This window comes from Streptomyces sp. SID486 (assembly GCF_009865385.1).
Taxonomy (GTDB): Bacteria; Actinomycetota; Actinomycetes; order Streptomycetales; family Streptomycetaceae; genus Streptomyces.
Window position 1 is genome coordinate 1 of sequence record NZ_WWJT01000585.1, and the last position, 10,597, is coordinate 10,597.

10 protein-coding genes are annotated in these 10,597 nt (G+C 72.2%); 5 read left to right on the forward strand and 5 right to left on the reverse strand.

Annotation, left to right across the window (positions count from 1 at the left end):
- Positions 1-167: 167 nt before the first annotated feature.
- Positions 168-1,028 (reverse strand): biotin--[acetyl-CoA-carboxylase] ligase, encoded by an 861-nt coding sequence (locus GT045_RS27380; protein ID WP_161335799.1) that lies wholly within the window; start codon positions 1,026-1,028, stop codon positions 168-170.
- 111 nt (positions 1,029-1,139) lie between these two features.
- Here GT045_RS27380 and GT045_RS27385 point away from each other — a divergent pair, with 111 nt between their 5' ends.
- The 4 genes from GT045_RS27385 (at position 1,140) to GT045_RS27395 (ending at position 3,880) form a co-directional block, all read left to right on the forward strand.
- Entirely contained in the window at positions 1,140-2,762 is a 1,623-nt protein-coding gene (locus tag GT045_RS27385) for an acyl-CoA carboxylase subunit beta (RefSeq protein WP_161296126.1), read from the forward strand.
- 24 nt (positions 2,763-2,786) lie between these two features.
- Positions 2,787-2,996: an acyl-CoA carboxylase epsilon subunit gene (locus GT045_RS27390; RefSeq protein WP_161296128.1), complete on the forward strand. Its 210-nt coding sequence runs from the start codon at positions 2,787-2,789 to the stop codon at positions 2,994-2,996.
- Positions 2,997-3,101: 105 nt separating this feature from the next.
- On the forward strand, positions 3,102-3,230 hold the full coding sequence (locus GT045_RS40525) for a hypothetical protein (protein ID WP_272921485.1): 129 nt from the start codon (positions 3,102-3,104) through the stop codon (positions 3,228-3,230).
- Between the two features lie 32 nt (positions 3,231-3,262).
- A complete protein-coding gene (locus GT045_RS27395; protein WP_161296130.1) occupies positions 3,263-3,880 on the forward strand; it encodes a nucleoside triphosphate pyrophosphatase in 618 nt (205 codons plus the stop codon).
- Here GT045_RS27395 and GT045_RS27400 read toward each other — a convergent pair.
- Positions 3,852-4,439 carry a hypothetical protein gene (locus tag GT045_RS27400; RefSeq protein WP_345942774.1) on the reverse strand — a complete coding sequence of 196 codons (588 nt, stop codon included), beginning with the start codon at positions 4,437-4,439 and terminating at the stop codon, positions 3,852-3,854. The genes GT045_RS27395 and GT045_RS27400 overlap by 29 nt on opposite strands.
- Positions 4,440-4,803: 364 nt before the next feature.
- On the opposite strand from GT045_RS27400, the gene GT045_RS27405 reads away from it, so the two are divergent.
- Positions 4,804-6,576, forward strand: a complete 1,773-nt coding sequence (locus GT045_RS27405; RefSeq protein ID WP_161335800.1) for a biotin carboxylase N-terminal domain-containing protein — start codon at positions 4,804-4,806, stop codon at positions 6,574-6,576.
- A gap of 85 nt (positions 6,577-6,661) precedes the next feature.
- On the opposite strand, the gene GT045_RS27410 is transcribed toward GT045_RS27405, so the two are convergent.
- From GT045_RS27410 to GT045_RS27420, 3 genes are all read right to left on the reverse strand, one after another.
- Complete coding sequence (locus tag GT045_RS27410; protein ID WP_161335801.1) at positions 6,662-7,885, reverse strand: HNH endonuclease signature motif containing protein; 1,224 nt, start codon at positions 7,883-7,885, stop codon at positions 6,662-6,664.
- A gap of 68 nt (positions 7,886-7,953) precedes the next feature.
- Positions 7,954-8,898 (reverse strand): DeoR/GlpR family DNA-binding transcription regulator, encoded by a 945-nt coding sequence (locus GT045_RS27415; RefSeq protein WP_161290636.1) that lies wholly within the window; start codon positions 8,896-8,898, stop codon positions 7,954-7,956.
- Between the two features lie 165 nt (positions 8,899-9,063).
- Entirely contained in the window at positions 9,064-10,512 is a 1,449-nt protein-coding gene (locus tag GT045_RS27420; RefSeq protein WP_161290634.1) for an NAD(P)H-quinone dehydrogenase, read from the reverse strand.
- Positions 10,513-10,597: the final 85 nt, after the last annotated feature.

Genomic DNA, 10,597 nt, shown 5'->3' on the forward strand with positions numbered 1-10,597 from the left:
CCGGGCGGTGCCGCGGTCGCGCACGGCGCGAGGAGGCTGCCGCGGTGGGGTGTCCGCCCGTGGCGGCCGGTGCGTCGGCACCGGGCGGTGCCGCGGTCGCGCACGGCGCGAGGAGGCTGCCGCGGTGGGGTGTCCGCCCGTGGCGGCCGGTGCGTCGGCGCCGGCGCTCAGGCGGGCCGCAGGTGGACGATGTCGCCCGCTCCCACCGGCTCCTGCACGCCCTTCTCGGTGGCGATGATCAGACGGCCGTCGCCGTCCAGGGCCACGGCCTCGCCCACCACCGCCCGGTCGCCCGGCAGCTCGGCGCGGACCGTGCGGCCGAGGGTCGCGCAGCCCGCGGTGTACATCTCCTGCAGTCCGCTCGCGGCGGGGTCACCGCCCACCGCCCGCCACCGCCCGTACCACTCCTCCAGCGACCGCAGCACGGCCCGCAGCAGCGGGTCCCGGTCCGTGCTCCCCGCTCCGGCCAGCGCCAGCGATCCGGCCTGCGGCACGGGCAGCTCGTCCGCCCCGAGGGTCACGTTGATGCCGACGCCGATGACGACGCCGTCGTCCCCGGCCCGCTCGGCGAGGATGCCCCCGGCCTTGCGCTCCTCCCCGCCCACCGTCACCAGCAGGTCGTTCGGCCACTTCAGCGCCGTGTCGACGCCCGCCGCCCGGGCCAGCCCGGTCGCCACCGCCACCCCGGTCAGCAGCGGCAGCCAGCCCCAGCGCGCCACCGGCACCTCGGTGGGCTTCAGCAGCACGGAGAAGAAGAGACCGGACCGCGGCGGCGCCGACCAGCGGCGGTCCAGCCGGCCCCGGCCTGCCGTCTGCTCCTCCGCCACCAGCACCGCCCCCTCGTCGGCGTCGGCGGCGGCCGCCCGCGCGGCGAGGTCGGAGTTGGTGGAACCGGTCCGCCGCACCACCTCGATGTCGCGGTACAGCCCGCCGTCGCGGACCAGCCCGCGCCGCAGTGCCGCGGCGTTCAGGGGCGGACGGTCCAGGTCGGACCAGCGGCTGTCGTCTGAGGGATTCTGCGGCGTCATGCAAGCCACCCTAGGTGTGGTAAACGACGCAGTGCTGACCGGCGGGGCCCGCCACTACTCTACGAATGAGTAACCGTCCCCCCTTTTGAGCAGGCAGGGAGCCGCATCCCGATGTCCGAGCCGGAAGAGCGTCACGAGATCCACGAGATCGACATCCACACGACCGCAGGGAAACTCGCGGATCTCCAGCGCCGGATCCACGAGGCAACGCACGCCGGCTCCGAGCGCGCCGTCGAGAAACAGCACGCCAAGGGCAAGCTGACGGCCCGTGAGCGGATCGAGCTGCTGCTCGACGAGGACTCCTTCGTCGAACTGGACGAGTTCGCCCGGCACCGCTCCACCAACTTCGGCCTGGAGAACAACCGCCCCTACGGGGACGGCGTCGTCACCGGGTACGGCACCGTCGACGGCCGTCCCGTCGCCGTGTTCTCGCAGGACTTCACCGTCTTCGGCGGCGCGCTCGGCGAGGTCTACGGCCAGAAGATCGTCAAGGTCATGGACTTCGCGCTGAAGACCGGCTGCCCGGTCATCGGCATCAACGACTCCGGCGGCGCGCGCATCCAGGAGGGTGTCGCCTCGCTCGGCGCGTACGGCGAGATCTTCCGCCGCAACACCCATGCCTCCGGTGTGATCCCGCAGATCAGCCTGGTCGTCGGCCCCTGCGCCGGCGGTGCGGTCTACTCCCCGGCCATCACCGACTTCACGGTCATGGTCGACCAGACCTCGCACATGTTCATCACCGGCCCGGACGTCATCAAGACCGTCACCGGCGAGGACGTCGGCTTCGAGGAGCTGGGCGGCGCCCGCACCCACAACGCCACCTCCGGTGTGGCGCACCACATGTCCGGCGACGAGAAGGACGCCATCGAGTACGTCAAGCAGCTGCTGTCGTACCTGCCGTCCAACAACCTCAGCGAGGCGCCGGTCTTCCCGGAGGAGGCGGACCTCACCGTCAGCGCCGAGGACCTGGAGCTCGACACCCTGGTCCCGGACAGCGCCAACCAGCCGTACGACATCCGCACGGTCGTCGAACACGTCCTGGACGACGCCGAGTTCTTCGAGACGCAGGCGCTGTTCGCGCCCAACATCGTCACCGGTTTCGGACGGGTCGAGGGTCACCCGGTCGGCGTGGTCGCCAACCAGCCGATGCAGTTCGCCGGCTGCCTGGACATCGACGCCTCCGAGAAGGCCGCCCGCTTCGTCCGAACCTGCGACGCCTTCAACCTCCCCGTCCTGACCTTCGTGGACGTGCCCGGCTTCCTGCCCGGTGTGGGCCAGGAGCACGAGGGCATCATCCGGCGCGGCGCCAAGCTGATCTACGCCTACGCCGAGGCGACCGTCCCGCTGATCACCGTGATCACCCGCAAGGCGTTCGGCGGCGCCTACGACGTGATGGGCTCCAAGCACCTGGGTGCCGACCTCAACCTGGCGTGGCCCACCGCCCAGATCGCCGTCATGGGCGCCCAGGGCGCGGTCAACATCCTGCACCGGCGCACCATCACCGAGGCGGCAGCCGCCGGCGAGGGCCCCGAGAGCGCGGAGGCGGTGCGGGCGCGGCTGATCCGGGAGTACGAGGACGCCCTCCTCAACCCCTACGTCGCGGCCGAGCGCGGGTACATCGACGCGGTGATCATGCCGTCGGACACCCGGTCCCACATCGTCCGCGGGCTGCGCCAGCTGCGCACCAAGCGGGAGTCCCTGCCCCCGAAGAAGCACGGCAACATCCCCCTGTAGGCCCCGCCGATCCCGGGAGTGGTCATGAACATCAAGGTGGTACGAGGCAACCCGACCCCGGAGGAGCTGGCCGCCGCTCTGGCGGTGGTCCGCGTCCGCGCCGCGGCGGCGGCGAGTGCGCCGTCCGGCGCGGAGGGTCCGAGGGACGCGTGGTCCGACCCGTCGCGGATCGCGGCGGCCCGGGTCCCCGGCCCGGGCCCGGCGTCCTGGACGCGTACGTACTGGCCGAGCTAGCGCGATCCCGCCCGCGGGGGCCCCGCGGGCGGGCCGCGGTACCGGGCGCCGATATGAGTAGCGGTACTCAGGCGCCCTCCCCGGCCGAAGCCGCACGCTGGTGACATGCTGTGGTCAGACCCCGAGAACGAGCCGCCGGAGGAGCTGCGCGACGTACAGGAGATGCTGCGGCGGCTCGGACTCCTCATGGCCCTGGCCAGCGTCCTGATCATGATCTTCATCGGTCTGAGGTGAGCCTCGCGGCCCGCGGTGACTAACCTGACCGCATGACCGCAACGCGCCGCAGGCGACTCGTGCTCGCCTCCCAGTCCCCCGCCCGGCTGGGCCTGCTCCGGCAGGCCGGGCTCGCTCCCGAGGTGATCGTGAGCGGCGTCGACGAGGACGCCGTCACCGCGCCGACCCCGGCCGACCTGGCGCTCGCCCTGGCCGAGGCGAAGGCGTCGGTGGTGGCGGCGCGGCCGGAGGTGCAGGGCGCCCTGGTGATCGGCTGCGACTCGGTGCTGGAGCTGGACGGGCGGGCGCTGGGCAAGCCGGCCGACGCCGAGGAGGCCACCGCCCGCTGGAAGAGCATGCGGGGCCGGGCCGGAGTACTCCAGACGGGGCACTGTGTGTGGGACACGGAGGCGAAGCGGTACGTGTCGGCGACCGCCTCCACCGTTGTCCGGTTCGGTGAACCGACCGACGCGGAGGTGGCCGCCTACGTCGCCTCCGGAGAGCCCCTCCACGTCGCCGGCGCCTTCACCCTGGACGGCCGTTCGGCGCCGTTCATCGAGGGCATCGAGGGCGACCACGGCAACGTGATCGGCATCAGCCTGCCCCTGGTCCGCCGGCTCCTCGCGGAACTGGGCGTGGGCATCACCGAGTTGTGGGCGCCGGAGAGCTGACCTGGGCGGGCACGGTGTCCTGCGGCCCGTCGCCCTCCCCGTCCCGCGGCTCGTCGTCGCGATCCGCCGGGGCGGGTGCGCCGGCGGGCACCGCGTCCGGCTCCGGCCGCGTCCGCGGGCCCTCCCCCTGTCCGGGCGCGCCGTCCGGAGCCATGGCCTCGGGGCCGTCCGCACGGTCGTACGTCATCAGCAGCAGGACGATCAGGGCGAGGACGACCATCATGAACAGGAACGCCGTCCAGCCGACCAGGCCCCAGACGAACGCGCCGAGCAGGCCGTGCACCACGGCGGCGCTGATCAGCAGGACACGCCCGAAGCCGGCCGGGGCGCGGTCGCGTATCGCGACGAGCAGGGCGACCAGCGCGCAGAACAGGAAGTAGAGGCCGAAGACCACGCCCGCGACCTTGGAGGACGTCGCCATGACGTCCGGGTCGAGGCCGGCCAGGGACATCTTCTGCCGGTCGACGACCACTCCGAGGAACCAGTTCAGTGCGGCGACGCCGACGGCCTCCCCCAGGAGGACGACCGCCACGACCCATGCCACCGGTCTGCGCACCACCGGTCCCCACCCACCTTCACACCAGCAGCCTGTTACCACAGGTACGTTCGAGACAGCGCGAACGCTACTAACGGGTAAACCCAGGGACAAGGGTTCGGGCAGCAGCAAAGAATCATTGGGCCATTCGTAGGGACTCGACAAAGAATCAGAGTGGGGCGCGGCACGCTCGCACAGAGACCTTGGACACATGGCAGGGCTAGGGTTTTCCGAGGGAGTCCTGCGTACCGTGGTGCGACATGGGCTTTCGCGGGTCGAGCGAGCCTCGTATCACGCTCCGTGTGGGCAAGCTCACCAGTGGGGACGGGTCGAAGTGCCGTGTCGGCAGTCCCTAAACTCGGCTTGTTTCAAGGAGGGAGCCTCAATCGTGCGCAAGGTGCTCATCGCCAACCGTGGCGAAATCGCTGTCCGCGTGGCCCGGGCCTGCCGGGATGCCGGGATCGCGAGCGTGGCCGTCTACGCGGACCCGGACCGGGACGCTCTGCATGTCCGCGCCGCGGATGAGGCGTTCGCCCTGGGCGGTGACACCCCGGCCACCAGTTATCTGGTCATCGACAAGATCTTGAACGCGGCGCGCGAGTCCGGGGCGGACGCCGTCCACCCGGGCTACGGTTTCCTCTCGGAGAACGCCGAGTTCGCGCAGGCCGTGCTGGACGCCGGTCTGATCTGGATCGGCCCGCCGCCGCAGGCCATCCGCGACCTGGGTGACAAGGTCGCCGCCCGGCACATCGCCCAGCGTGCCGGCGCCCCGCTGGTGGCCGGCACGCCCGACCCCGTCTCGGGCGCCGAGGAGGTCGTGGCCTTCGCCGAGCAGCACGGGCTGCCGATCGCCATCAAGGCCGCCTTCGGTGGTGGCGGCCGTGGCCTGAAGGTCGCCCGTACCCTCGAAGAGGTCCCCGAGCTCTACGACTCCGCCGTCCGTGAGGCGGTGGCCGCCTTCGGTCGCGGCGAGTGCTTCGTCGAGCGCTACCTGGACCGGCCGCGGCACGTGGAGACGCAGTGCCTGGCCGACAAGCACGGCAACGTGGTCGTGGTCTCCACCCGTGACTGCTCGCTGCAGCGCCGCCACCAGAAGCTGGTGGAGGAGGCCCCGGCGCCGTTCCTCTCCGAGGAGCAGGTCGCCGAGCTGTACCGCGCCTCGAAGGCCATCCTGCGGGAGGCCCGCTACGAGGGCGCCGGAACCTGCGAGTTCCTCGTCGGCCAGGACGGCACGATCTCCTTCCTGGAGGTCAACACCCGCCTCCAGGTCGAGCACCCGGTGACCGAGGAGGTCGCCGGCATCGACCTGGTCCGCGAGATGTTCCGCATCGCCGACGGTGAGGAACTGGGCTACGACGACCCCGCCCTGCGCGGACACTCGTTCGAGTTCCGCATCAACGGCGAGGACCCGGGCCGCAACTTCCTGCCGGCCCCGGGTACGGTCACCCGCTTCGACGCGCCGTCCGGCCCCGGTGTCCGCCTGGACGCGGGCGTGGAGTCCGGCAGTGTGATCGGCCCGGCCTGGGACTCGCTGCTCGCCAAGCTGATCGTGACCGGCCGCACCCGCAAGGAGGCCCTGGAGCGGGCCGCCCGGGCGCTGGACGAGTTCCAGGTCGAGGGCATGGCCACCGCGATCCCGTTCCACCGCGCGGTCGTCCGGGACCCGGCGTTCGGCCCGGAGCTGACCGGCTCCGCCGATCCGTTCTCGGTCCACACCCGCTGGATCGAGACCGAGTTCGTCAACGAGATCAAGCCGTTCGCCGCTCCCGCCGACGCCGAGGCGGAGGAGGAGCTGGGCCGTGAGACGGTCGTCGTCGAGGTCGGCGGCAAGCGCCTCGAGGTCTCCCTGCCCTCGTCGCTGGGCATGAGCCTGGCCCGCACCGGTCTCGCGGCCGGTGCCAAGCCCAAGCGCCGCGCGGCGAAGAAGTCCGGGCCGGTCGCCTCCGGTGACACCCTCGCCTCGCCGATGCAGGGCACGATCGTGAAGATCGCCGTCGAGGAGGGCCAGGAGGTCCAGGAGGGCGACCTGGTCGTCGTCCTGGAGGCCATGAAGATGGAACAGCCCCTGAACGCCCACAAGGCGGGCACCATCAAGGGCCTCACCGCCGACGTCGGCGCGTCCATCACCTCGGGCGCGGCCATCTGCGAGATCAAGGACTGAGCCCGGCCGCACGTCCCTGCCGCGCGCCCGGCGGACCGGTTCTCCCGGCCGCCGGGCGCGCGGCGTCCGCGGCGCCGGCGGCGGCTCACGGACGAGGCGGGGCCGCCTGCGGCCGCATGTCCCGGTGGCGTTCCGCGGCCACCCGGAGCAGGAGGCCGCGGAGTTCCTCGCGGGTGCTGCCGCGGGTCTTCACCGCATGGCAGTTCGGGCACAGGGCCACCATCTGGCTGGGGTGGTCCCGGCCGCCCAGGGCGAGGTCCAGCACGTGGTCGACCTCCAGTATGGGCTGCCGCCGGTCCGTCGTGTCCGCCGGCTGGCCCGTGCACCGCGGGCTCTCGCACCGCCCCCCGCTGCGCCGCAGCACCAGGTAGCGGGCGGCGCGGGAACGCTTCGGGCGGTGCGTGGTCCGGGTGTCGCGCTCACCCGCGAGCCTGGCCTCCCGTTGCTCGATCAGCCGGCAGCCCCGCTCGTACTCGGCTGCCGTGACGACCCACCGGTCGGGCTGCTGCGGCAGGGGCCCGGCCGCCTCTCCCGGATCACCGTCGGGGTCCTGCAGACCGACGTCCGCGAGCAGCGGCGCGGGGTCGGTTCCGTCGAAGAAGGTGCCGAGCACGCCGTCGAGCACGGCGAGCCGGGTGACGGGCGAGTGCCGGAAGAGGTCGTGGACGGGTCGGGCCGGCCCGCCGCGCGGCCGGTGTTCGGCGAACCACCGGCGCAGCCCGGCGTCCCCGTGGGCGGTGGGCACCTCGCCCGCGTGGTCGGGCAGGGTCCACATCCCGTCACGGCACAGCGACGCGACGGGGTAGTCGGGACGCGGCCGCTCGCCGTGTGCTCCGTGCCGCCGCAGCAGCGTGGCCAGCTCCTGCTCGGTCCGCGTCCAGTCCAGCAGCCGCGGCTCACCCCGCAGGGCACGTCCCATCGCCCACAGCAGGGTGATGGGTTTGTAGAGGGCGGGCCGGCCGGCGGATCGATTCACCGTCAGCTCGGTGATGCGCCGTACCAGTTGCTCGTGGGTGAGCGCATCCTCCGGCGGGTCCTGCGCCACCGAGAAGCCGAGGCTCCTCAGGAGAGCCACGGCGTGCTGGGCGCCGCCGGAGAACTCGGCTGCCGCCAAAGACCGGCGGCCGGGCAGGTACCCGTGTGCCGCCCCGACGATCGCCTTCGAGTCGTAGCGCCTGCCGAGGTGCACCAGCAGATACCGGCGGGCCGGACGGAAGCCGTGCCGGGCGAGGAAGGCTTCGCGTCCGAGGCGGTCGTACTCCTCCATCGCCTTCTGGATCTCGACACGGGTGATGTCCGTCAGCGCCATGCCGGAACCTTATGCGGGACCACCGACAGCGAGGTTCCGCCCAGCGTCCGGGTGGCCGCGGCACCGGCCTAGCGGCGCCGCAGGTCGGCGACGCGGCCCCGTTCGGTGGTGGTGGGGTCGCCCAGGCCCGGGGTGGAGCGCAGGGCGGAGGTGCCCGGTACGTGCCCCCTTCGCGGTCCCGGCAGTGGGGCGCGGCGGCCCGCCGGGACCTGTTCACCCCCCGGGTTCCCGCTCGCCCCCGCAACGGCGATCTGCACGCCCTGGTCGGCGAGCGCCTGCAACTCCGTGCCGGCGCGGTCGTCGTGGGCGGGCGGCTCGTCGGTGACCAGCCGGGTGATGAGGTCCGTCGGCACGGTCTGGAACATCGTGTCGGTGCCGAGCTTGGTGTGGTCGGCGAGGACCACGACCTCCGCGGCGGCCTGGACCAGGGCCCGGTCGACGGACGCCGAGAGCATGTTGGAGGTGGACAGGCCCCGTTCGGCCGTCAGACCACTCCCGGAGAGGAAGGCCCTGGACACCCGCAGGCCCTGGAGGGACTGCTCGGCGCCGGAGCCGACGAGGGCGTAGTTGGAGCCGCGCAGGGTGCCCCCGGTCATCACGACCTCCACCCGGTTGGCGTGGGCCAGCGCCTGGGCCACGAGGAGGGAGTTGGTGACGACCGTCAGACCCGGCACGCGCGCCAGGCGGCGGGCCAGCTCCTGGGTGGTCGTACCCGCCCCGACCACGATGGCCTCGCCTTCTTCGACGAGGCCCGCGGCGAGGTCGGCGATGGCCGTCTTCTCGGCGGTCGCGAGGTGCGACTTCTGCGGGAAGCCGGATTCTCGCGTGAACCCGCCCGGCAGTACCGCACCACCGTGCCGGCGGTCGAGGAGTCCTTCTGCCTCCAGTGCCCGCACGTCCCGCCGTACGGTCACTTCGGAGGTCTGGACGACGCGGGCGAGCTCACGGAGCGACACGGCACCGTTCGCTCGCACCATTTCGAGGATCAATTGGCGACGTTCAGCAGCGAACACGAAACTGACAGTAACCCCAGCGACCGTCTGCTTTCAGCAGTTTGCGCCGAATAGCAGAAGTTGTTCGCATGGCGGGGTGGGAAGTGGTATAAAGCCCGCCCGCCCCGACTATGCCGTCCGCATGCGCCGCAACTCCCTGTGACCAGGGGAAAGTTCGCCCGCCCGTCAGGCCTCCGCGCTCGCCTTGCGGGTGTGCAGCTGCCGGGCGACCTCCGCGATCGACCCCGAAAGGGAGGGGTACACCGTGAACGCGTTCGCGATCTGTTCGACCGTCAGGTTGTTGTCGACGGCGATCGAGATGGGGTGGATCAGTTCCGAGGCGCGGGGCGCCACGACCACACCGCCGACGACGATGCCCGTGCCCGGCCGGCAGAAGATCTTCACGAAGCCGTCCCGGATACCCTGCATCTTCGCGCGCGGGTTGCGCAGCAGCGGGAGCTTGACGACCTTCGCGTCGATCTTGCCCGCGTCCACGTCCGCCTGCGTGTACCCGACGGTCGCGATCTCGGGGTCGGTGAAGACGTTCGAGGAGACCGTCTTCAGGTTCAGCGGGGCCACCGCGTCGCCGAGGAAGTGGTACATCGCGATGCGCCCCTGCATCGCGGCGACGGACGCGAGCGCGAAGACGCCGGTCACGTCACCGGCCGCGTACACGCCCGGGGCGGTCGTCCGGGAGACCTTGTCGGTCCAGATGTGACCCGAGTCGCGCAGCTTGACGCCGGCCTCCTCCAGACCGAGGCCCGCGCTGTTGGGGATGGCGCCGACGGCCATCAGGCAGTGGGAGCCGGTGATCACCCGGCCGTCGGCCAGCGTGACCTCGACCCGGTCGCCGACGCGCTTGGCGGACTGCGCGCGGGAGCGGGCCATGACGTTCATGCCCCGGCGCCGGAAGACGTCCTCCAGGACCGCGGCGGCGTCCGGGTCCTCGCCGGGCAGCACCCGGTCGCGCGAGGAGACCAGGGTCACCTTGGAGCCCAGTGCCTGGTAGGCGCCGGCGAACTCGGCACCGGTCACGCCCGAACCGACCACGATCAGCTCTTCCGGCAGCTCGTCGAGGTCGTAGACCTGCGTCCAGTTCAGGATCCGCTCGCCGTCGGGCTGGGCGTCGGGCAGCTCGCGCGGGTGGCCGCCGGTGGCGATGAGCACGGCGTCGGCGGTGAGGGTCTCCTCCGTGCCGTCGGCGGCGGTGACCACGACCTTGCGGGACCCGTCCAGGGCCTGCATGCCGTCCAGCCGGCCGCGGCCGCGCATGACCCGGGCGCCGGCGCGCGTCACGGACGCGGTGATGTCGTGGGACTGGGCGAGCGCGAGCCGCTTCACCCGCCGGTTGACCTTGCCGAGGTCCACGCCGACCACGCGGGCCGCCCGCTCCAGCGGCGGGGTGTCGTCGGCCACGATGATCCCCAGCTCCTCGTAGGAGGAGTCGAAGGTGGTCATCACCTCGGCCGTAGCGATAAGGGTCTTCGACGGCACGCAGTCGGTCAGCACCGACGCTCCGCCCAGACCGTCGCAGTCGACGACGGTCACCTCCGCGCCGAGCTGAGCGGCCACCAGGGCCGCTTCGTATCCGCCGGGTCCGCCACCGATGATCACGATCCGAGTCACGTACTCCATTGTCCCGCACGCTTCAACGTGCTACTGCCCGGGGGCGCCACCGGGCCGCCACCCGCCTCGACACCCCACCACCCGAAGGCACCAC

Bases quoted from the DNA above. Each gene is read 5' to 3' on its own strand.
- GT045_RS27380 (WP_161335799.1), bottom strand. From the start codon at position 1,028: ATGACGCCGCAGAATCCCTCAGACGACAGCCGCTGGTCCGACCTGGAC.
- GT045_RS27385 (WP_161296126.1), top strand. From the start codon at position 1,140: ATGTCCGAGCCGGAAGAGCGTCACGAGATCCACGAGATCGACATCCAC.
- GT045_RS27390 (WP_161296128.1), top strand. From the start codon at position 2,787: ATGAACATCAAGGTGGTACGAGGCAACCCGACCCCGGAGGAGCTGGCC.
- GT045_RS40525 (WP_272921485.1), top strand. From the start codon at position 3,102: ATGCTGTGGTCAGACCCCGAGAACGAGCCGCCGGAGGAGCTGCGCGAC.
- GT045_RS27395 (WP_161296130.1), top strand. From the start codon at position 3,263: ATGACCGCAACGCGCCGCAGGCGACTCGTGCTCGCCTCCCAGTCCCCC.
- GT045_RS27410 (WP_161335801.1), bottom strand. From the start codon at position 7,885: ATGGCGCTGACGGACATCACCCGTGTCGAGATCCAGAAGGCGATGGAG.
- GT045_RS27420 (WP_161290634.1), bottom strand. From the start codon at position 10,512: ATGGAGTACGTGACTCGGATCGTGATCATCGGTGGCGGACCCGGCGGA.